We start from the raw sequence: 22,434 nt of genomic DNA on the forward strand, positions 1-22,434 counted from the left end.
CCACGATGAAAGCAAAGAACTGGATCGCGGCGCTTGCCGGGCTCGCCATACTCGCTATATTCCCGGTGGTGTCGGGCAACCCGTACTACATCCACCTCGTCGAAACCATCATGATTTACGCGATCCTGTTGTTCGGGCTCGATATCGTCGTGGGTTACACGGGGCAGGTTTCGCTCGGTCACGCAGGCTTGTTCGGCGTGGGCGCCTACACGGCGGGCGTGCTGTTCATCAAGCTCGGCATGCCGTTCTATGTGACCGCGCCGCTTTCGATACTGGTGACGGCGGGCTTCGGCGCGATCCTCGCGTTACCGGCGCTGCGCGTTTCCGGCCCGTATCTCGCGATGGTGACGCTCGCGTTCGGCACGATCATCCAGATCCTCATCAACGAGATGGATTTCCTGACGAACGGACCGATGGGCCTCAAGATCCCGAAGCCGATGTTCGCCGGACACAGGCTCGATGAGGTGCAGTATTACTGGCTCGTCGCGGCATTGCTGGTCGTGTCGTTGATCGTCGTGCATCGTGTGCTGAAGTCGCATCTCGGACGTGCATTCGAAGCATTGCGCGACAGCCCGATCGCATCGGATTGCATGGGCGTGTCGGTGTATCGCTACAAGGTCTATGCGTTCGTGATCAGCGCGGGATTCGCGGGCCTCGCAGGGTGTTTGTACTCGTACTCCGAGCAGTACATTTCGCCGAACACGTACAACTTCGAGCTGACCATCCTGTTCCTGCTCGCGATCATCATGGGCGGACGCAAGACGCGCACGGGCGCGGTCATCGGCTCGACGGTGATCGTGATGTTGCCCAAGCTGCTCGACGATATCTCCAACTTCCGCGTCGTCGCGACGGCGCTAGCGGCGATCGTCGTCGCGGGCGCCGTGCTCGCGCTCGCGAAGAAGACGACGACGCCCCAGCGCGTCGCGGTGCCGATCATCGGCACGGCGGGCCTCGCCGTGTTTTCGTTCTGGATCGATGCGCTGACCGACTGGCGTCTGACCATCTTCGGCCTGATGATCCTGCTCGTCGTGTATTACCTGCAGGACGGCATCGTCGGCTTCGTGCGCAAGACGCTGAACCTCGGCCGGGTGCGCGTGACGAAGGTCGATACCGATGAACTCGCGAGCCACACGCGCCAGGACGATGCGGTTGCCGCGGTCGAAGCGCAAGGTGCGGACACGATCCTCGACGTACGTGGCGTGCTGATGCAGTTCAGCGGTCTGAAGGCATTGAACGATGTGAACCTGACCGTCAGGCGCGGCACGATTCATGGGCTCATCGGACCTAACGGCTCGGGCAAGAGCACGATGATGAACGTGCTGACGGGTATCTACGTGCCGACGGCGGGCGCGATCGAATACGAAGGGCAATCGCTTGCGGGACGCACGTCGTCGAAGATCGCGTTGTCGGGCATCGCGCGGACGTTTCAGAACGTGCAGCTTTTCGGGGAGATGACGGCGCTGGAGAACGTGCTTGTCGGTTTGCATCACACGTTCAGGTCGAACTTTGCGGATGTCGGCGTGATGAGTCCGCGCTATCGGCGTGAGGAACGCGCGGCGCGCGAGCGTGCGTTCAATATGCTGCGTTTCGTCGGGCTGGAGAATGTGGCTTCGGAGGAAGCGCGCAATCTGCCTTATGGCAAGCAGCGTTTGCTCGAAATCGCGCGTGCTTTGGCGCTGGATCCGCAACTGCTTCTGCTCGATGAACCCGCGGCGGGGTTGACCGCGCCGGATATTCGCGAGCTCGTGGCGATCATTCGCAAGGTGCGGAATCACGGGATTACGCTCGTATTGATCGAGCATCACATGGATGTGGTCATGAGTGTGTGTGACACGGTTTCCGTGCTGGATTTCGGGCAGAAAATTGCTGAGGGGAAGCCTTCTGAGATTCAGGTCAATGAGAAGGTTATTGAGGCTTATTTGGGGGGGAAGGCCGAGCAAACCGCTTGAGGTTTTTTTCGCCGGGTCCCGTATTCGCGTCGGTCTATTAGCGCTGCCCCTGTGCGGGGCGGCAGTCACTTTCTTTGCTGCTGCAAAGAAAGTAACCAAAGAAAGCAGCTCGTTCAGGCCCGCGGTCACACGTAGTTTGGGTAGTTCTCTCGTTGAAAGTGGCACTCGCCTAAAGAGTGCCCTCGAAGGACTAACCGGGCTTGGCTCGCGCACGGTCTGAGTGGCTAGTCGTTTTAGGGCGCTGGTTCAGCACGAAAGAGTTCCGGCACAGCGCTACGCGCTGCCGCTGGGTATGCGAGGGAAACCATCGGTTTGCGGGCGTGGTCGCGGACCCCTCGGCCGCGAAGCGGGTCGGAGCTATTTGGTGCTGAACCAGTTTGTTATGCGGTGCGATGTGACAGACCGTGCGCGAGCCAAGCCGGGTGGGGCCTATGAGGGCACTCTTTAGGCGAGTGCCGCCTAGGACGAGAGGACTACCCAAATTGCGTGTGACCGCGGGCGTATCGAGCTGCTTTCTTTGGTTACTTTCTTTGCAGCAGCAAAGAAAGTGACTGCCGCCCCGCAGAGGGGCAGTGGTAATAGACCAACAACGCAACGGGATCCATCGGCGAAAAAAATGCTGACGATACAAAACCTCCACGCCGGCTACGGCAAAGTAAAAGTCCTCCACGGCATCTCGCTCAACGTGCCGAAGGCAAAAGTCGTGACACTGATCGGCTCGAACGGCGCAGGCAAGACCACGACCATGCGCGCCATCTCCGGCATGATCAAACCGACCGAAGGCGAAATCACGATGGGCGTCGGCAGCAACACAAAGCGCATCGACTCGCTGGACTCGCACAAGATCGCGCGGCTCGGACTCGCGCATTCTCCCGAGGGACGTCGCGTCTTCGCGACCATGTCCGTCACCGATAACCTGCTGCTCGGCGCCTTCCCGCGCCTCACGTGGTCACGCCCGAAAGGCGATGTCAACGCCGATCTCGAACGTGCGATCGAGTTGTTCCCACGTCTGAAGGAACGGCGAAATCAGCTCGCCGGCACCCTGTCGGGCGGCGAGCAGCAGATGCTCGCAATGGCGCGCGCAATCATGCTCAATCCCGATCTCGTCCTGCTCGACGAGCCATCGATGGGCCTCGCGCCTATCCTCGTCGATGAAGTCTTCCGCATCATCGAGCGCCTGAAATCCGATGGCGTCACGATGCTGCTCGTCGAGCAGTTCGCGGCCGCCGCGCTCAATGTCGCGGATTACGGCTACGTGCTGGAAAACGGCCGCGTCGCAACACACGGTCCAGCCGAACAACTGCGCAATGATCCATCGGTGAAGGCGGCCTATCTCGGCGCGAGTCATTGATTGCCGCACTGCGGCAGAAGCAATCCGCTCTATCATGATCAAGATGCCATCCGCGCGCGTCCGACATCCTGACAGGAGCAGCCATGATCAGCGGCAAAACCACTCTGATTGCCCACCTCGGCTACCCGACCGAAGCCTTCAAGGCGCCGATGATCTACAACCCCTGGTTCGACAAACAGGGCATCGACGCGGTCGTCGTGCCGATGGGCGTCAAACCCGAGCACTTCGTCGTATTCCTGCCGCATCTGTTCAAGCTCACGAACATCCGCGGCGCGCTCGTCACCATGCCGCACAAGATCACGACCGTCGGTCTCATGGACGAAGTGAGTCCGACCGCGCGCATCGCCGGCGCATGCAACGCCATCCTCAAGCGCGATGACGGCACGCTCGTCGGCGATCAGTTCGACGGCGCCGGCTTCGTGCGCGGCGTCGAGCGCAAAGGCCGCAAGCTCGCGGGCGCGCGCGTGCTCGTGCTCGGCAGCGGCGGCGTCGGCTCGCCGATCGCGGCATCGCTCGCGGCGGCAGGCGTCGCCGAACTCGCGATCTTCGATACCAACACAACTTCTGTCGAAGGCCTCGCGTCGCGTTTGCGCGAGCACTATCCCAAGCTCATCGTAAGAACCGACACGAGAGATCCTCAAGGCTTCGACGTGATCGTGAACGCGACGCCGCTCGGCATGAAGGACACGGACCCGTTGCCCTTCGATATCGATCGCATCTCGCCGGACACGTTCGTCGGCGAAGTGGTGATGAAGTCGGAGTACACGCCGCTTTTGCGCGCGGCGAAGGATAAGGGCTGCGCTGTGCAAGTCGGCACGGACATGCTTTTCGAAATGATTCCCGCGTATCTGGAGTTCTTCGGCTACGGCACCGCCACGGCCGACGATCTGCGCGCCGTCGCGCAGATCAAGTACGCGTAAGGAAGCTTGCGCGCACATAACGGCACTTCGTTTCTATACTTTTATCGACACAGCAAGGCAGACGCTCATCCTCTGACAAATAGGCCGCCATCAGGCGGCCCGGAAAAAGGCAGGGAGGAATCATGGGATCGACTGCACCCGGCTTGCCGGCCGATGACAAACACGTGCCGGAGCCGCACGGCCATCCGGCCTTGCTCGGGCTCTCGCTCGCGGCGCTCGGCGTCGTCTACGGCGATATCGGCACGAGTCCGCTCTATACGCTCAAGACCGTGTTCGATCCTTCAGGCGGCCTGCCTTTGCAGCCCGCGAACGTGATCGGCATCGTGTCGCTGATCTTCTGGTCGCTCACGATCATCGTGTCGCTCAAGTACGTGACGCTGATTCTGCGCGCCAACAATCACGGCGAAGGCGGCATCATGGCGCTGCTCGCGCTGGCGGCATCGTCGGTGGAATCGAAGAAGCGGCTCAAGCACGTGCTTCTGCTCGTCGGCGTGATGGGCGCGGCGCTCTTCTACGGCGACGGCGTCATCACGCCCGCGATTTCCGTGCTGAGCGCGGTGGAAGGTCTCGAAGTGGCAGCGCCCGGTCTTCAGCCTTATGTCGTGCCCGTGACGCTCCTCGCGCTGATCGCGCTCTTCGTCATGCAGAAGCACGGCACGTCGGGCATCGGCGCCGTGTTCGGGCCGGTGATGGTGCTGTGGTTCATCGTGCTGGCCGTGTCGGGTCTCATGAACATCAAGGAATCGCCGCATATTCTCGCGGCGCTCAATCCGCTCGCGGGGCTCGCGTTCTGCGTGCATCATCGCTGGCTCGCCTTCGTTGCGCTGGGCGCGGTCGTGCTGTCGCTGACAGGCGCCGAAGCGCTCTATGCCGACATGGGGCACTTCGGCTCGCGGCCGATCCGCCTCACATGGTTCGCGATCGTCTTTCCGGCGCTCGCGCTCAACTATCTCGGTCAGGGCGCGCTTCTGATCGCCGATCCCTCCGCATTGCAGAACCCGTTCTACCGGCTCTTTCCCTCGTGGATGCTCTATCCGATGGTCGTGCTCTCCACCATCGCGACGGTGATCGCATCGCAAGCCGTGATCTCCGGCACCTATTCGATGACCAAGCAGGCGATGCAGCTCGGCTTCCTGCCGCGCATGAGCGTCGTGTACACATCGGCGAGGGAAATCGGGCAGATCTATGTGCCGGGCATCAACTGGACGCTGCTGCTCGCGGTGGTCGCCGCCGTGCTCGGCTTCGGCTCGTCGACGGCGCTCGGCTCCGCATACGGCATCGCCGTCACCGGCACGATGCTCATCACCACGATGCTGACCTTCTTCGTGATCCGCTATGCGTGGCATTACAACTGGGTGTTGTGCGTCTTTTCGACGTTGTTCTTCTTCGTGATCGACGCGATGTTCTTCTCCGCGAATTGCCTGAAGATTGCCGACGGCGGCTGGTTTCCGGTCGCGATCGGCCTGCTGATGTTCACCATCATGGCGACATGGGGACGCGGCGCGCAGATGATGATCCAGGAAGCGCGCGTGCGCGCGGGCGCGATGCCGCTGAAACCTTTCCTCGCCAACCTGCTCGCGCGCGGGCCGGCGCGTGTGGAAGGCACGGCGATTTTCATGTCGAACGATCCGACCGGCGTGCCGCATTCGCTGCTCAACAACCTCATGCATAACCGCGTGCTGCACGAACACACGGTGTTTCTGACGGTCGCGACCGAACCCGTTCCGTGGGTCGATGAAGCGCGCCGCGTGTCGATCGAAACGCTCGGCAACGGCTGTTTTCAGGTGACGGTGAACTACGGTTTCAAGGACGAAGTCGATCTTCCCGCCGCGCTCGAAAAGTGCCGTGGCGCGGGCCTCAAGTTCGACCGCGCGACGATCTCCTACTTCATGTCGCGCGCGACCGTGGTGCCGACACCCGGCACCGGCATGGCGTTATGGCGCGAACGGCTCTTCGCGATCATGCTGCACAATGTGGGCAACGTCGCCGCTTATTTGCGATTACCGGCCGATCGCGTGATCGAACTGGGCGCGCGCGTCGAGATATGACGGCGCAAATAGGCTGATACGCGTGCATTCCACGCAAGCAGGCGGCAAAAAATCGAGCAAGACTCACGATAAGAAATGCGGCACACAGGAGAACCCATGACCGCCAGCAGCACGACGACCCGCCATCCGTTTCCATCGACTGCACGACTCGTCGAGCGCGGCAAGATCGTATCCGCGCGCGAGGCCGTGCGCCTGATCCGCTCGGGCGACACGATCGCGACGAGCGGTTTCGTCGGCATCGGCTTTGCAGAGGAAGTGGCGATCGCGCTGGAAGAACGCTTCGTGGAAGGCAGCGATCCCATCGCGGATCTCACGCTCGTCTATGCAGCAGGACAAGGCGATGGCCGTAGCAAGGGTCTTAACCATCTGGCGCGTGAAGGCCTCGTCAAACGCGTGATAGGCGGTCATTGGGGACTCGTGCCGGGCTTGCAGAAGATGGCGATCGAGAACCGCATCGAAGCCTATAACTTGCCGCAAGGCGTGATTTCGCAACTCTTTCGCGATATCGCCGCGCATCGGCCCGGACAGCTCTCGACGGTCGGACTCGGCACTTTCGTCGATCCACGAAACGGCGGCGGCAAGCTCAATGCGCGCACGACGGAAGATCTCGTGCGGCTCATGCCGATCGATGGCACAGATTATCTGTACTACAAAACGTTTCCGATCGATGTCGCGATCGTGCGCGGCACCACCGCCGATCTCAACGGCAATGTCACGATGGAAAAGGAAGCGCTGACGCTCGAAGCCTTGTCCATCGCGATGGCCGCGCGCAACTCGGGCGGCATCGTGATCGCGCAGGTCGAGCGGCTCGCGGAATCGAACACGCTCAATTCGCGTCAGGTAAAGATTCCCGGCGTGATGGTCGATTGCGTCGTGCTCGCGAAACCCGACAATCACTGGCAGACCTTCGGCGAGCAGTACAGCGCGGCATTTTCGAGCGAGCTGCGTGTGGCCGCGAGTTCTGTGGCGCCGATGTCGCTCACCGAACGCAAGATCATCGCGCGGCGCGCGGCCTTCGAACTGATGGCTAACAGCGTCGTGAATCTCGGCATCGGCATGCCGGAGGGCATTGCGAGCGTCGCGAACGAGGAGCAGGTGATCGACCTCTTCACGATGACGACGGAGCCGGGCGTGATCGGCGGCATTCCGGCGGGCGGGCTCAACTTCGGCGCGGCGACGAACACGCAGGCGATCATCGATCAGCCGTATCAGTTCGATTTCTACGATGGCGGCGGACTCGATATCGCCTTTCTCGGTCTCGCGCAGGCGGACCGCGAGGGCAATCTCAACGTGAGCAAGTTCGGGCCGAAGCTCGCGGGTGCGGGCGGCTTCATCAACATCAGTCAGGCGGCGAAGAAGGTCGTGTTCGTCGGCACGTTCAACGCGGGCAAGCTGGATGTTGCAATCGTCGAAGGCAAGCTTCAGATTCGCCGTGAAGGCGATTGCCGCAAGTTCGTCGATACAGTCGAGCATCGCACGTTCAGCGGACGTTATGCGGCCGAGCGCGGGCAGACCGTGGTCTATATCACCGAGCGCTGCGTGTTCGAACTCACCGATAGAGGACTCGCGCTGACGGAAGTGGCGCCGGGTATCGATATCGAACGGGACATCATCGCGCAGATGGGCTTCACTCCGATCATGGACACGCCGCCGCGTCTCATGGACGAACGCATCTTCCGCGACGCACCGATGGGTCTGCGCGACATCCTGCTGCGGCTCGATCTGTCGGAGCGCTTCAGCTACGACCCGGAAAAGAATCTCTTCTTCATCAACTTCGAAGGACACGAAGTGAAGAGCCTGAGCGATGTCGAAGCCATACGCCGCGAAGTCGAAAAGCAACTGTCGGGCGTGGAGACGAAGCCGCATGCGATCGTGAATTACGATAACTTTTCGATTCGCCCCGACATGCTCGACGCCTATTCGGAAATGGTCACGAAGCTCGTCAATGGCCATTACGATCGCGTGACGCGCTATACGACGAGCAGCTTCCTGCGTCTGAAACTCGGCGACGCATTGAAGCGTCGCGGCGTCGCGCCGTATATCTACGAGAGTCCGGAAGAAGCGCGCGAACACGAGGCGAAACGCGCGTCGGAATGAAGAAGGGGCCGCTTATAAAAGCGGCCTTTTGCTGTCATCCGCGCGCGGTGCTGCCCGGCGCGGTCTCGCGTTGATTGCGCAAGCGGCTATGACGAATGCCATAACCGAAGTAGATGACGATGCCGATCGCCATCCATACGATGAGCCGTATCCATGTATCGGCGGGTAGGCCCGACATCAGAAAGAGCGAGGACAGCGCCCCGAGCGGCGCGACGACATAGACCGCCGGCGTCTTGAATGCGCGTTCGAGATTCGGCTGCGTGATGCGCAGCACCAGCACGCCGATGCATACGACCATGAACGCGAACAAGGTGCCGATGCTCACGAGTTCGCCGACAAGCCCGATCGGCAGCAGTCCCGCAAGCACCATCACGATGAGACCGGTGATGACCGTCGTGATGTACGGCGTATGAAAGCGCGGATGAATCTTCGATGCGAACTGCGGCAAGAGTCCGTCTCTCGCCATCGAATAGAAGATGCGCGGTTGCGACAGCAACAACACGAGAATCACCGACGTCAGGCCGAAGATCGCGCCCAGCTTCACGATGGGCGAAAGCCAGCGCATGCCGATCGCATCGACGCCGACGGCGATCGGGTCCGACACGTTCAGCTTGTCGTACGACACGATGCCCGTCAGCACATAGGACACGAGCACATAGAGAATCGTGCAGATCGTGAGGGAACCTAACAGGCCGATCGGCATGTCGCGTCTCGGATTGCGCGTTTCCTGCGCGACGCACGATACCGAATCGAAACCGATATACGCGAAGAACACGACCGCCGCGCCGCGCAGCACGCCGCTCATGCCGAACACGCCCGACTCGCCGGTATTCGGCGGAATGAAGGCGCCCGACGGGTTCTGCGCGGTGACCCAGTGGCTCTTATCGACATAAGCGATGCCCGCCGCGATGAACGCCAGCACGATCATCACCTTGATGATGACGATGAAGCTGTTCACGCGCGCCGACTCGCGTATGCCGACGACGAGCAGCATCGTGATGAGCCCGACGATCACCATCGCGGGCACGTTGAGGATCGCGCCTGCGTGACTCCAGCCATGACCGGGATCGTAAGCGAAGGGCGCTTTGGCGAGCTGCTCGGGTATGTCGATGCCGAGCGAATGCAGAAAGCTCACGACATAGCCGGACCAGCCGATCGCGACCGTTGTCGCACCGACCGCGTATTCGAGTATCAGATCCCAGCCGATGAGCCATGCGATCAGTTCGCCCATCGTCGCATAGGCGTACGTGTAGGCGCTGCCCGAGACCGGCACGGTGGATGCCATTTCTGCATAGCACAAGCCCGCGAGCGCGCACACGATCGCGCCCAGCACGAAGGAAATGATGATCGCGGGACCGGCATTGGTTGCAGCCGCGTGGCCGGTCAGCACGAAAATCCCCGCGCCGATGATGCAGCCAATGCCGAGCATCACGACATCGAGCGCGGTGAGCGAACGTTTCAGCGAATGGCCGCCGTGTTCCTGAAGCACTTCCTCGCTTTCGGCCGCTTCGCTTTGCAGCGCAGCGACAGACTTTCTTTGCATGACGGTCACGATCGCCTCCTGTGCGGCAACAGCGTGGCCGTGCCCCGTGGCGCGGCGAAGTCTGTCGCCCGTTCAAATGCGGGATGATCCGCATGCCTGCCGCTTCACACCTGCACGTTCGTTCTGACGTATTGCCGTTTTGTGATAGCAGATTTTGCCGAGGAATTCGAGCGCCGCGCGATGCGCAACATGTCCAACAGATCGATTACGCATAAGCTTATTCGCGGCGTGCGGGTGAGCAGCAGGAAGCGTGCCGCGACCCGTCGCTACGACCTGTGGCTGCGGCGTTTCGCGGCGCGGCGCAAGACCACACGGCACCCAAGGACATACCCCAACCGCTCGAGGCACTGGTGCGCCGCGCACTATAATCGGATTCGCAGTTGCGACTTTTAACCCGGAATCCGTTCCTTGTGTCGGGACGTTCACCGGACTTTCCTCACGTGGAGATTTGATATGGCTATACGCATTGGTGATGAAGCCCCCGATTTCACGGCAGAGACGACCGAGGGCACGATTCGCTTTCACGAGTGGATCGGCGACAAGTGGGCGATCCTGTTTTCGCATCCGAAGGACTTCACGCCGGTCTGCACCACCGAGCTGGGTTATATGGCCAAGCTCAAGCCCGAGTTCGACAAGCGCGGCACGAAGGTGATCGGCCTCTCGATCGATCCGGTGACGAATCACGCGCAGTGGGCGAAGGACATCGAAGAGACGCAGGGTACGGCGGTCAACTACCCGATGATCGGCGACGCGGATCTCAACGTCGCGAAGCTCTACGACATGATCCACCCGAACGCGAGCGGCGCGAGCCCGCGCACGGCGGTCGACAACGCCACGATTCGCGCGGTGTTCATCGTCGGTCCGGACAAGAAGGTGAAGGCCACGTTCACGTATCCGATGAGCGCGGGCCGCAACTTCGACGAAGTGCTGCGTCTGCTCGACGCATTGCAACTGAACGCGAAGCACACGGTCGCTACGCCGGTGAACTGGAAACCGGGCGACGACGTGATCATCCCGACGTCCGTGTCCGATGACGACGCGAAGAAGAAGTACCCCGACGGCTTCAAGACGCTGAAGCCTTATCTGCGCACGGTGGCGCAGCCGAAGTAACCCGGACGCCGCCTGAGCCTGAACACGCCGGCCCGCGCCATGCGGACCGGCGTTTTTCATGTCCGCTCAGTTGTGACCCGTGCGGCGCTCCGGCGATGTTTCGACTTCGCCCGGCCTGCGCAGCATCTTGTCCACTTCGCCTGCGTGCAATTCCTCGACCTGGATCATCTGCCGCGCATACTCTTCCAGCGCAACCGAGCGGTCCTCCACGAGCGTCAGCAGCTCGCGATAATGATCGAGCGCGACGTTTTCCGCCTGTAGCGATTCGCGCAGGATCGTTGCGATGTCGAAGGTGTGATTGTCGAGCAGCGGGCCGATTTCCAGCGACGGATACGCGCCGAGCGTCGTGATCCATTCGCCGGCCTGATGCGCGTGCATGAGGGATTCATCGGCCTGTGCGCGCAGCCACGACACGATGGGAATGCGTCCGAAGCCGTAGACGAGAAACGAATAGTGCGTGTAACGCACGACGCCCGCCAGTTCGGATTCGAGAATCTTGTTCAGGACGCCGACGACCTTTTCCTTTTCGAGCTCTGCCATTCCTGCCTCCGTTTTTTCAACGTCAGGCGCGCTCCGCGAGACGGAGTGGCCATGACTCCACGCATGCACAGGCATCACTCATTGTAGTCACGCGATCGGCGCATGCGAGGCGAAAACTGCGGCGTCGGGGCGCGCAAGATGCGCTCCCGGATGAGCCGGGAAGGCAATGCGGGCGGCCTCACGGCCGCGGCACCGGAATGCAGCGAAAAGCCGATTTCAGGCGATTTCTTCGATCCAGAGCGACGCCGTGCGCGAAAGCACCTGCGACATGGCCATGCGCGCGCCGTCGCCGTCGGCGGTTTCGATCGCGCGCACGAGCCTGCCGTAATCGCCGAGCTGCGAATCGGGCACGCGCGGCAGCGCATGCGGCTGATTGCGTAAGGCCGCCTTCATGGTGCGGATGCCCACGCGCACGACGCTGCCCATCTGCCGCAGCACTTCGTCGCCGCTTGCATCGACGATAGCGGCCTGCAGCGCCTCTTCCGCGGCGGACTGCAAGGGTTCGGAAGGGCTCGCATGCAGAAGCCGCTGATAAGCCGCATTGATGGCGATGCGCTGATGCCGGTTCGCACGCGTCGCGGCAAGCGCGGCGGCGGGCGGATCGACGAGCGCACGAAACTCCATCAGCCTGCGGATGCAATCGGGATCGTGCAGTGCACGCATGCGCCATTCGGCCACTTCAGGGTCCATGATGAGCCATTCCTTCGCAGGCTTGATGCGCGTGCCCGTCTTGGGGCGCACGTCGAGCATGCGGCGCGAGATGAGAATGCTCAAAGCCTCGCGCATGATGGTCCGGCTCACCCCGTGCTTCTTCGAAAGAATGACCTGTGGCGGAAGCACGTTGTCCTGGTATTCGCCGCTCACGATGCCCGCGACGAGTTGATTCACCACGCGCTTGACGAGCGATGCTTCATATCCATGATTCATGTTGTTGTTCTCGTGATAACGCCCACGCTTGCGGCTTCCCGCTACTCGGTTTCGAGCAGCGAAGCCAGCGCTTGTCTAAGTTCACGACGCCTCGGTGCGCCGCACGGTCGACCACTCGCGCGAAGCGTTTCCCCCCGGCACGTCGTGTATTTGGTCCCCAGATTCATCTACGCGATGCGGCCTCGGCCGCACACCCCGCAGCGGTCGGCATTGTTTGGACAGCCTCGTCGATCCGCTGAAGAAAGGGTATTGTGCGTGGCCGGTTTTAACAATATGGTGCACCGCGAATTCGACTGACTATCGTGCGTCCGCCCACAAATTTTGGTGCGCCGGAGCAACGGGCGAAATGCTGCGAATTCCGCAAGCGTTTGCGCAACATCCTTGACGCGAAGGATCGTGCCCATCCGTGTGTTACCTTTTCGAGCCATAGCAAACACATCGCAACGAGGAGAAGCGAAACATGAAAGTCGCCGTCATGGGTGCGGGCGCCGTCGGTTGTTATTACGGCGGCATGCTCGCGCGCGCGGGTCACGAGGTCGTGCTGATCGCGCGGCCGCAGCATGTCGAGGCGATCGGGCGCGACGGCTTGCGGCTCGACACGCAGCATTTCGACGAGCATGTGCGCGTGGCCGCGAGCACCGATGCGAGCGCGGCCAAAGATGCGCAACTCGTGCTCTTCTGCGTGAAGTCCACCGACACCGACAGCGCGGCCAACGCACTCGCGCCCCATCTCGATCACGATGCGCTTTTGCTCTCGCTGCAAAACGGCGTCGAGAATGCGGAGCGCCTGCGCGAACTGTTGCCGCAGGAAGCGGCGGCTGCGGTCGTGTATGTCGCGGCGGAAATGGCCGGGCCGGGACACGTGAAGCACAACGGTCGCGGCGAACTCGTGATCGAGCCATCGACGAAGAGCGAAGAGGTCGCGCGCGAGTTCGTGGCGGCGGGCGTCCCGACCGAGATCTCCGGCAACGTGCGCGGCGCGCTATGGGCGAAGCTCGTGCTGAATTGCGCCTACAACGCGCTGTCCGCGATCACGCGACTGCCTTACGGGAAACTTGTGCAAGGCGAGGGCATCACGCGGACGATGCGCGATATCGTCGATGAATGCGTCGCTGTCGCGAAAGCCGACAAGGTGACCATTCCCGGCGATGTCGATGCCGCCGTGCGCCGCATCGCGGAGACGATGCCGAACCAATACTCGTCGACGGCGCAGGATCTCGCGCGCGGCAAAACGAGCGAGATCGATCACCTGAACGGGTTGATCGTGCGGCGTGGCGAAGCGCTCGGCGTGCCGACGCCGGCGAATCGCGTGCTGCACGCGCTCGTCAAGGCGATCGAGGGGAAGGCTTCGCAGGGCGCGATCAAGTGACGGACGAAGGTAAGGGCGGGCACGGGCGATGCTGAATTATGGAGCACACACAGAAAACACCGTGCGTAGCCCAACATACCGGAGGGATCACCATGAAATCGTTCGTCAAAGCCGTGGCCGTCGTCGCCGTAGTGGTGGCGCCGGCACTCTCGTTCGCGCAAGCCGATTCGTCGACCACGCGCGCCCAGGTGAAGCAGGATCTGCGTCAGGTCGAGGCCGCAGGCTACGATCCGTCGCGCTCGGATCAGACTTCCTATCCGTCGGATATCCAGGCCGCAGAGAGCCGCGCATCGCGTCAGGGCAATGCCTCTCACGCCGACATGAACTCGTACGGCGGGGCGAGTGCAGGCCGGTCGGCTTCAGGCATGCGCATGATGCCCCCGCTGGACAACGACGGCACGAAGCCTGTCTATTTCGGCCGTTGATGCCGTCCGGGCCGGGTTGAGCGTGATTGATGCAACGGCGTTACTATCGGCTCTTCCGTTCGCTTTAATGCGTTCTTTCGCAGGAAGAGACTCATGGATAAAGCCGTCAAGATGCCCGGCCCCGATCACCCGATCACGATCGAGCGCAGTCCGTTGCGCGTGATCGTGAAAGCGGGCGGGCGTATGATCGTGGATACGACCGCTGCGCTTTCATTGCGCGAAGCCTCGTATCCAGAGGTGCTATATGTGCCGCGCAAGGACGTGGACATGACGCAACTCGAACGCACCGCGCACACGACTTATTGCCCTTACAAAGGCGAATGCAGCTACTACAGCATTCCGTCAGGTGGACAAAAAGCGGCCAACGCCGTGTGGACCTATGAGGCGCCATATGAAGCCGTTGCGTCGATAAAGGACCATCTCGCGTTTTATCGCGATCGCGTGGATTCGTTCGAGACCAGCGACGCGTGATCTTTATCTTCAATCGACAAACGTTCTGGCGCGGTGCTTGAGCATCGCGCTGAAATCGTCGAGCCAGCCGAGCGAAAGACGCCAGCTTTGCCAGTAGAGATCGACGTCGAAGCGCGAACCTGGCGATACCTCCACGAGTTCGCCGCTTTCGAGTTGCTGCGCGACGAGCGGTTGCGGACACATTCCCCATGCAAGTCCGGACGTGCAGGCACGCAAGAAGCCTTCGCCATGCGGCACCACATGCGCGGGCGGCTCGAACTCGGTTCGGCTTACGCGCTTGATGAAGCGTTTCTGCAATTCATCTTTCTCGTTGAAATTGACGCAGGGCGCGCGGCGTAACGCGCCGCGGGTAAGGCCGTCGGCGAAATATCGCGCGAAGTAGGCAGGCGAGCACACCGCGCGATATCGCATGCGTCCGAGCTTCGTCGAGCGCCAGCCCGACACCGGCTCGGCTTGCGTGGTGATCGCGCCTTGCACGTCGCCTGCGCGAATGCGTTGCGCGGTGTGATCCTGATCGTCGACGACGAGATCGAGCAGCAGTTCACGTTCGATGCAGAATGCCGCCACGGCGTCGATGAACCATGTGCTCATGCTGTCGTCGTTCACGGCGATGCGCAGCTTCGCGCGCCGCTCCCCCTGCGTGCCCGGCAAGCTCGGCATGCGCCCGCCCAGTTCTGCCTCCAGCAGTTGCACACGTTCGGTGTGGCGGCACAGCAGCGCGCCCGATGCCGTGGCCTCGCAAGGCTGGCCGCGTTTGACGAGCAGGCTGCCCACGCGCTCTTCCAGAAGCTTCACGCGTTGCGAAACCGCCGATGGCGTGACGTTGAGTTCGCGCGCGGCACGCTCGAAAGAACCGGTGCGCACGACGGCGAGCAACGCGTCGAGCAGAGCATAGTCGAGCATTAGCGTTCCTTAATCGAAATTAGAAAGTTTAGCTGTTCGATTCTGCGTATGTAACGCAGACTAAGGCCTTCTCCGATCCCGATCAAGCGACGCCATGCAGCCGAATCCCTTCAAGCTCGAACGCTATTTCGCCAAGCACGAATTCACCGCGCGCCATCTGCTGTGCAGTTCCGATCCCGAGTCGATGTCGATCGGCGAATTGCTTGCGTACGAACCCAATGCGATGGATGGATTGCGCGAAACCTGGCTCGGTTACACCGAATATCCGGGCGCGCCCGCGCTGCGACGCGAACTGGCCACGCTGTACGAGACCATCGGCGCGGACGACATCATCGTGCATACGGGCGCGCAGGAAGCGATCTATTCGTTCGTGCACACGATGCTCGCGCCGGGCGATCACGCGATCGTGCATACGCCGGGCTATCAGTCGCATTACGCGGTGGCCGAAGCGATGGGTGTGAACGTGTCGCCGTGGAAAGCACGTGAGGAAGCGGGCTGGGCGCTCGATCCGGACGAACTCGAAACGCTCGTCACGCCGGAGACGCGCGCGCTCGTCATCTGCGCGCCGCACAACCCGACCGGTTATCTGCCGTCGCGTGACGTGTTCGATGCGATCGTCGCCTTCGCGCGCAGACACGGATTATGGCTGTTCAGCGACGAGGTGTATCGCGGTCTGGAGCACGATCCCGCCGATCGTCTGCCCGCTGCCTGCGATGTGTACGAACGCGCCGTTTCGCTGGGCGCGCTCTCGAAGACGCACGGACTCGCGGGCCTGCGCGTCGGCTGGATCGCCACGCAAAGCGCCGAAGTGCTCGAACGCATGAGCACGTTCAAAGACTATCTGACCATCAGCAACAGCGCGCCGAGCGAGTATCTGTCGACGATCGCGGTGCGCCACACCGATGCGCTCATCGAACGCAATGTCTCTATCGTGCGTGCGAATCTGCGCGTGCTGGACGCGTTCTTCGCGCGTCACGCGGATCGTTTCGAATGGCATCGTCCGCGCGCGGGCACAATCGGCTTCGTACGCCTGAAGCACGAAAGCGCCGAACAGTTCTGCGCCGAACTGCTCGAACGCACGGGCGTGCTGCTGCTGCCGTCGACGCTCATCGATCACGGCGATGCGCACGTCCGCCTCGGCTTCGGTCGTCGCAACATGCCCGATGTGCTCGCGATCCTCGATGCCTATTTGGACGCCACCGTCACGAGCACCGCATCCTGACGATACGCATCCGGAAACATCTGTTTGAGGTTCGCCACCTTGGGCAGATCGTTGATCGCGATATACGGACTTTCCGGATGCTCCGTCAGATAGTTCTGGTGATAGCCTTCGGCCGGATAGAAACCCTTGTAGTCCTCGATCTTCGTGACGATCTTGCCACGATACACATGCGCCTTGTCGAGCTGCGCGATATACGCATTGACGATATCGCGCTGCGCCGCGTTCGTCGGAAAGACGGCCGAGCGGTACTGCGTGCCGTGATCGGGGCCTTGATAGTTCAACTCGGTCGGATCATGCGCGACCGAGAAGAATATCTGCAGCAGCCTGCCGTACGAGACCTGCGCCGGGTCATACGTGATGCGCACCGATTCCGCGTGACCCGTGTCGCCTTCGCTTACGCGGTCGTACTGCGCGGTGTTCGCCGCGCCGCCCGTATAACCCGACATCACTTCCTTCACGCCGCGCACGTGCTGAAACACGCCTTGCACGCCCCAGAAGCAGCCGCCTGAAAACACGGCTGTTTCCGTATGCACGGCGCCTGCGGTTTCGTCGTGCGCGGGCGGCGGAATCTTCACGGCGGCCTCGCTCGAATGCGCGACGCGCTGCAAAGCGAACGCGCCGGCGAACAGAATGGCCACGCTCGCGGCCTTGAATGTCATGCTGGTGGTCTTGAACATCTCTGCTCCTCAAGAAGTCTCGTTCAACCGAACGTGAATGCGTACGCTTCGACGCCAGGGTCGAGAAATTCGATCGTGAATGTGCGATCCGCGACGGGGCCCGTTTGCCGCACGAGCTGATAGAGGCGCTGCTCGGTCACGGTACCACTTCCGTCCGCCTGAATGTCGCTGCCATGCGATGCGCCCGGCGCCGCACCATCGATGCTCACGCGAAAGCGCACCGGCTTGCCGTCCTTCGTCGGCCCGAGCACGAGATGCAGATCGCGCGCATGAAAGCGATACACGATGCGGCCGGTCGTGCCTTCGAGCGTCGCGTGCTCCGCGCCGACTTTCCACGCGCCCGCGAGCGCCCAGTCGTTGACGTCGAGTGCGTTGGGCGCGGCATAGTCGTGAATGCGATCAGGCGTTTCGCCGCCCGGCGACATGAACTGCTCCGCGCGCTCATAGCCGATATAGGTTTCGGGCGAGCGCATGTCCGCGTTATCGGCTTGCATCATCGCGCCCTGGCCGATGTCGTCGTCACTCCTCTTCGCGCTCATCGCTACATCAGGCGCCGTGCCATGACCGGCTTCGGCGAGCAGTTCCTGAATCACGTGCTCGGAGTGCGCATAATCGCCTTCGCCGAAATGGTGATAGCGGATATTGCCTTTTGCATCGATGAAATAATGCGCCGGCCAGTACTGGTTATTCAGCGCGCGCCAGATCGCGAAGTTATTGTCGATCGCGACGGGATAGTCGATGCCGAGATCGTGTACAGCCTTCTTCACGTTGTCGACGTTGCGCTCGAAAGCGAACTCAGGCGCATGCACGCCGATCACGACAAGCCCCTGATCGCGATACTTCTGCGCCCAGGTCTTCACATACGGCAGCGTGCGCAAGCAATTGATGCACGAGTAAGTCCATACATCGACGAGTACGACCTTGCCACGCAACGCTTCCTTCGTGAGCGGCGGCGAGTTGATCCATTGCACGGCGCCATCGAGCGGCGGCAACGTGCCTTCCACCGGCAGCGGCGCAGGATTCGACGACTTCGGCGGCTCGGTGCTCGTGCGCATCATCGTGGGTCCGCTGTTGCTGGTGTTCGCGGACATCATCATCGCGCCATTGCTCTTGTTCGAGAGCTTGTCGACGAGTTGCTGCTCGAAGCCCGACGTCGCGACCGTCGATACTCGGGCGAGCACGCCGGTATCGAGCCCGAGTGCGACCGCGACGACGCCGAGCAGCATCGCCGCGCCGATGCCGCGCCGCACCCATTCGCCCGCGCCGAGCGAGCGCTTCATCGCGGCGAACACGCGTCCGCCGATCAGCAACGCAACCGCGAGCGACGTCGCCGCGCCGGCCGCATAGGCGAGCAACAATAGCGTGGTACCGGCGCTTGCGCCGTTGAGTGCTGCGCCCGTCAACACGAGTCCGAGGATGGGGCCTGCACAAGGCGCCCACAGCAGTCCCGTCGCAATGCCCAGCACGAACGATCCGCCGAACGTCGGCTTGCCATCGCCGCGTTGCGCAAACGCGGTGAGACGATTGCCCGCGCTCACGAGCGGATGCATCATGCGCTCGGCGAAACCCGGCAAAAGCAACGTAAGGCCGAATATCGCGAGCAGGACGATGGCCGCCCATCGGCCGTATTGATTGGCCTGCGTGACCCAGCCACCGCCGATAGCCGCGAGCGACGCGACCGCGGCGAAGGTCAGACCCATGCCCGCCAGCAAGGGCAGGCCGCTCTTGACGAACGGCTGGTCCGCGCGCGAGAACACGAAAGGGAGCACCGGAAGGATGCACGGACTGAGAATCGTCAGCGCGCCGCCGAGATAGGCAAGTACGATGAGCAGCATGATGATGTCGGGTCGAGGTTGATCAAAAGGTGCGCGCGATTCACGCAGCGCCCGGCGTGAAATTCATCGCAACGCCGTTCATGCAGTAGCGCAGTCCGGTGGGTTTCGGACCATCGTCGAAGACGTGGCCCAGATGTCCGCCGCAACGCCGGCAATGCACTTCCGTGCGCTCGATGCCGAACGAACCGTCGATGCGCGTCGAGACCGCGTGATCGAGCGGCGCCCAGAAGCTCGGCCAGCCCGTGTGGCTATCGAACTTGGTGCGCGATGAGAACAACGCCAGCTTGCAGCCCGCGCAACTAAACGTGCCCATGCGATGCTCGTCGTTGAGCGGGCTCGTATAAGGGCGTTCGGTGCCTTCGCGGCGCAGCACGTCGTATTGGACCGGATTGAGCAGGCGACGCCATTCATCGTCGCTATGCACGATTTCGAAGCGTTCCTGCGATGACGATTGCGGCTCCGTACCCGCCGCGAGCGCGCGCAGGCGCCCGCCCAGGGCGAACGCGGCGGCGGCTGCGGCGGTGCCCGTCAGAAGAAAGCGGCGGCGGGTTTGCATGATGCGTTCCTCGTTTTCGAGTGGTGTAGCGGCATCGTATTCGCGCGCGCATCCCCGAGTCCTCACCGAAAGTTAAATTAAATGTGATACTTGGCCGCGCGCTTTTCTGCACAATGGCACAGGCGCCCGTGCTTTCTTCTGCGGATTGGGCGCGCATGTTTTTCTTTGTGCCGATGACATTCATGGATCATCCGAAACGCATTCTGATCGTCGAAGACGACATGCATATCGCCGATGTGCTGAGTCTCAATCTGCGCGACGAGCGCTACGAAGTCGTGCACAGCGCCGACGGCGCCGAAGGGTTGCGCCTGCTGGAGCAGGGCGGCTGGGATGCGCTGATACTCGATCTGATGCTGCCCGGCGTCGATGGCCTCGAGATCTGCCGCCGCGCGCGCGCCATGACGCGCTATACGCCGATCATCATCACGAGTGCGCGTTCCAGCGAGGTGCACCGCATACTCGGGCTTGAACTGGGCGCGGACGACTATCTCGCGAAGCCCTTTTCCGTGCTCGAACTCGTCGCGCGCGTAAAGGCGCTGCTGCGCCGCGTCGATGCAGTCGCGAAGGACTCGCGGATCGACGCGGGGCGCATCGAAGTGGCGGGCATCGCGATCGATCCGCTCGCGCGCGAAGCATGGGTCGATGGCGCGCGCATCGAACTCACGCCGCGCGAATTCGATCTGCTGTATCACTTCGCGCGTCATCCGGGCAAAGTGTTCTCGCGCATGGATCTGCTCAATGCCGTGTGGGGTTATCGGCATGAAGGTTATGAGCACACCGTCAACACGCATATCAACCGGCTGCGCGCGAAAGTAGAGAAGGATGCCGCCGATCCGAAGCGCGTTCTTACCGTATGGGGTCACGGCTATAAGCTCGCGCTGCAATCGCCGGAAGGCAAGGATGGCGCGCCGTGAAGCTCACCTTGTCACAACGGCTCTTCGCGGTGTTCTGCGTGCTGCTGCTCGCATGCTGCGGTGCATCGGCATGGCTGCAGATCCGCGCAAGCGACCTGCGCGAGAAGGAGGTCATACAAAGCCTCTCGCGCGGGCTCGCGGCGCATATCGCGCGTGATGGCGCGCTCGCCGATGCGAACGATATCAACGCGCCCGCCGTGCGCCGGCTCTTCAGCCAGTTGATGGTGGTGAACCCGAGCGTCGAAGTCTATCTGCTCGACAACACGGGACGCGTGCGCGCCGACGATGCGCCGCCTGGACATCTGAAGCGCGATCACGTCGATCTTGCGCCGGTGCGCCAGTTTCTTGACGGCGCGCCGTTGCCCATTCTCGGCGACGATCCGCGCAGCGACGACAAGCGCAAGGTCTTCAGCGCCGCGCCGCTCGCCGCGCCCGGCAAGCCACCGTTCGGCTATGTGTACATCGTGCTGCTCGGCGAGGAGCACGATGCACTCGCCGCGAAGGCATCGGCGAGCGCGGTGTTGCGCACCACGCTCGCATCGATGGGGCTCGTCACGTTGCTCGGGCTTGTTGCCGGCGTCTTCGCGTTCGGGCTCGTCACGCGGCCCTTGCGCCGGCTCGCCGAAGCCATGCGCAAGTTCGACGCGCGCGGCGTGCCGGCAGAACCGCCGACTCGTGCCGGAAGCGATACACCCGACGCGCGCGCGACCGAACACGACGAGATCGCGGTGCTCGAAAGCGCGTTCGCGCAGATGGCCGAGCGCATCGGTGAGCAGTGGCGCGCGCTCGGTCAGCAGGATCGCGAACGTCGCGAGATGGTGGCGAATATCTCGCACGATTTGCGCACGCCGCTTTCGTCGCTGCATGGCTATCTGGAGACGCTCTCGCTCAAATCCGACACGCTGCCCGATACGGACCGGCGTCGCTATCTGTCGATCGCGCTTGCGCAGAGTGCAAAGGTGGGCCACCTCGCGCAGTCCTTGTTCGAACTCGCGAAGCTCGAACACGGCATGGTTGCGCCCGAAGCCGAGCCTTTTTCTCTGGCCGATCTCGTGCAGGACGTCTTCGAGAAATTCGAGCTGCCCGCGCAATCGCGAGGCGTGCGCCTGAATGCGCAGATCGCGCCGCGCCTGCCGAACGTAGTGGCGGACCTGGGCATGATCGAGCGTGTGCTGACGAATCTGCTCGACAACGCGATCCGTCATACGCCTGAGAAAGGCATTGTGGAAGTCACGCTGGCACTTGCCAGCGAGCAAACCGACAGAGTCGAAGTCACGATCAGCGATACGGGGCCGGGCATACCGCCCGCCATGCGACAAGCGCTTTTTCTGCGTCCGTTCGCATCGGGCAGCGCGCATCGCGGCGGGCTGGGACTTCTCATCGTTCAGCGCATGCTGCAATTGCACGGTAGCCAGATTCGCCTGATCGATACGCAGGGCACAGGTACTACGTTTCGATTCGACTTGCCCGCCGCCATTGCGCAGGCCGGCAATGGCGCGCAGCACGCGCGCGGCTACCGTGAATAAAAAAAAGCCCGGCATTCCTGCCGGGCTGAATGGGATGGTCGTCGCCTGCGC

The 22,434-nt window shown here is 62.2% G+C and carries 19 protein-coding genes; 12 read left to right on the forward strand and 7 right to left on the reverse strand.

Translation table 11 applies throughout. The annotated features are described in order from the left end of the window. Positions 1–5 precede the first annotated feature (5 nt). The 5 genes from AWB76_RS19620 to AWB76_RS19640 all read left to right on the forward strand — a co-directional run bounded on the left by AWB76_RS19620 (position 6) and on the right by AWB76_RS19640 (position 8,365). Complete coding sequence (locus AWB76_RS19620) at positions 6–1,949, forward strand: branched-chain amino acid ABC transporter ATP-binding protein/permease (RefSeq protein ID WP_061161804.1); 1,944 nt, start codon at positions 6–8, stop codon at positions 1,947–1,949. Positions 1,950–2,565: 616 nt separating this feature from the next. Then, entirely contained in the window at positions 2,566–3,300 is a 735-nt protein-coding gene (locus tag AWB76_RS19625; RefSeq protein ID WP_061161805.1) for an ABC transporter ATP-binding protein, read from the forward strand. Between the two features lie 83 nt (positions 3,301–3,383). Next, entirely contained in the window at positions 3,384–4,220 is an 837-nt protein-coding gene (locus AWB76_RS19630) for a shikimate dehydrogenase family protein (protein WP_061161806.1), read from the forward strand. Positions 4,221–4,342: 122 nt separating this feature from the next. Then, positions 4,343–6,268, forward strand: a complete 1,926-nt coding sequence (locus AWB76_RS19635; protein WP_061161807.1) for a potassium transporter Kup — start codon at positions 4,343–4,345, stop codon at positions 6,266–6,268. Between the two features lie 96 nt (positions 6,269–6,364). Next, positions 6,365–8,365, forward strand: coding sequence for an acyl CoA:acetate/3-ketoacid CoA transferase (locus tag AWB76_RS19640; protein ID WP_061161808.1), 2,001 nt, complete (start codon positions 6,365–6,367; stop codon positions 8,363–8,365). Between the two features lie 34 nt (positions 8,366–8,399). Here the strand turns inward: AWB76_RS19640 and AWB76_RS19645 are convergent, their stop codons facing one another. Further along, positions 8,400–9,908: an amino acid permease gene (locus tag AWB76_RS19645; RefSeq protein WP_061161809.1), complete on the reverse strand. Its 1,509-nt coding sequence runs from the start codon at positions 9,906–9,908 to the stop codon at positions 8,400–8,402. A gap of 453 nt (positions 9,909–10,361) precedes the next feature. On the opposite strand from AWB76_RS19645, the gene AWB76_RS19650 reads away from it, so the two are divergent. Next, positions 10,362–11,018: a peroxiredoxin gene (locus tag AWB76_RS19650; protein ID WP_061161810.1), complete on the forward strand. Its 657-nt coding sequence runs from the start codon at positions 10,362–10,364 to the stop codon at positions 11,016–11,018. Positions 11,019–11,084: 66 nt separating this feature from the next. Here AWB76_RS19650 and AWB76_RS19655 read toward each other — a convergent pair whose 3' ends face one another. Together AWB76_RS19655 and AWB76_RS19660 are read right to left on the reverse strand one after the other, a co-directional pair. Further along, on the reverse strand, positions 11,085–11,558 hold the full coding sequence (locus AWB76_RS19655; RefSeq protein WP_061161811.1) for a ferritin-like domain-containing protein: 474 nt from the start codon (positions 11,556–11,558) through the stop codon (positions 11,085–11,087). Positions 11,559–11,774: 216 nt separating this feature from the next. Further along, a complete protein-coding gene (locus AWB76_RS19660; RefSeq protein WP_061161812.1) occupies positions 11,775–12,485 on the reverse strand; it encodes a FadR/GntR family transcriptional regulator in 711 nt (236 codons plus the stop codon). 460 nt (positions 12,486–12,945) lie between these two features. Here AWB76_RS19660 and AWB76_RS19665 point away from each other — a divergent pair, with 460 nt between their 5' ends. From AWB76_RS19665 to AWB76_RS19675, 3 genes are all read left to right on the forward strand, one after another. Then, positions 12,946–13,854: a ketopantoate reductase family protein gene (locus AWB76_RS19665; protein WP_061161813.1), complete on the forward strand. Its 909-nt coding sequence runs from the start codon at positions 12,946–12,948 to the stop codon at positions 13,852–13,854. Positions 13,855–13,946: 92 nt separating this feature from the next. Continuing rightward, positions 13,947–14,279: a DUF4148 domain-containing protein gene (locus AWB76_RS19670; RefSeq protein WP_061161814.1), complete on the forward strand. Its 333-nt coding sequence runs from the start codon at positions 13,947–13,949 to the stop codon at positions 14,277–14,279. Positions 14,280–14,372: 93 nt separating this feature from the next. Then, complete coding sequence (locus AWB76_RS19675; protein ID WP_061161815.1) at positions 14,373–14,750, forward strand: DUF427 domain-containing protein; 378 nt, start codon at positions 14,373–14,375, stop codon at positions 14,748–14,750. A gap of 9 nt (positions 14,751–14,759) precedes the next feature. Here the strand turns inward: AWB76_RS19675 and AWB76_RS19680 are convergent, their stop codons facing one another. Continuing rightward, entirely contained in the window at positions 14,760–15,653 is an 894-nt protein-coding gene (locus AWB76_RS19680) for a LysR family transcriptional regulator ArgP (protein ID WP_061161816.1), read from the reverse strand. Between the two features lie 94 nt (positions 15,654–15,747). On the opposite strand from AWB76_RS19680, the gene AWB76_RS19685 reads away from it, so the two are divergent. Then, the gene (locus AWB76_RS19685) at positions 15,748–16,875 is read left to right on the forward strand and encodes an aminotransferase class I/II-fold pyridoxal phosphate-dependent enzyme (RefSeq protein ID WP_061161817.1); all 1,128 of its coding nucleotides are present in this window, start codon (positions 15,748–15,750) and stop codon (positions 16,873–16,875) included. Here AWB76_RS19685 and msrA read toward each other — a convergent pair. The 3 genes from msrA to msrB are packed head-to-tail and all read right to left on the reverse strand — an operon-like array spanning position 16,839 to position 19,943. Further along, a complete protein-coding gene (gene msrA, locus AWB76_RS19690) occupies positions 16,839–17,552 on the reverse strand; it encodes a peptide-methionine (S)-S-oxide reductase MsrA (RefSeq protein ID WP_061161818.1) in 714 nt (237 codons plus the stop codon). The genes AWB76_RS19685 and msrA overlap by 37 nt on opposite strands. 23 nt (positions 17,553–17,575) lie before the next feature. After that, on the reverse strand, positions 17,576–19,387 hold the full coding sequence (locus AWB76_RS19695) for a cytochrome c biogenesis protein DipZ (protein WP_061161819.1): 1,812 nt from the start codon (positions 19,385–19,387) through the stop codon (positions 17,576–17,578). Between the two features lie 40 nt (positions 19,388–19,427). Then, positions 19,428–19,943 carry a peptide-methionine (R)-S-oxide reductase MsrB gene (gene msrB, locus AWB76_RS19700; protein ID WP_061161820.1) on the reverse strand — a complete coding sequence of 172 codons (516 nt, stop codon included), beginning with the start codon at positions 19,941–19,943 and terminating at the stop codon, positions 19,428–19,430. 182 nt (positions 19,944–20,125) lie between these two features. Here msrB and AWB76_RS19705 point away from each other — a divergent pair, with 182 nt between their 5' ends. Further along, positions 20,126–20,857 carry a response regulator transcription factor gene (locus AWB76_RS19705; RefSeq protein ID WP_061161937.1) on the forward strand — a complete coding sequence of 244 codons (732 nt, stop codon included), beginning with the start codon at positions 20,126–20,128 and terminating at the stop codon, positions 20,855–20,857. After that, entirely contained in the window at positions 20,854–22,383 is a 1,530-nt protein-coding gene (locus tag AWB76_RS19710; RefSeq protein WP_061161821.1) for a sensor histidine kinase, read from the forward strand. The genes AWB76_RS19705 and AWB76_RS19710 overlap by 4 nt, the downstream gene beginning before the upstream one ends. The last annotated feature ends 51 nt before the right edge of the window (positions 22,384–22,434 follow it).

Origin of the sequence: Caballeronia temeraria, from assembly GCF_001544795.2 — a bacterium.
Classification (GTDB): domain Bacteria; phylum Pseudomonadota; class Gammaproteobacteria; order Burkholderiales; family Burkholderiaceae; genus Caballeronia; species Caballeronia temeraria.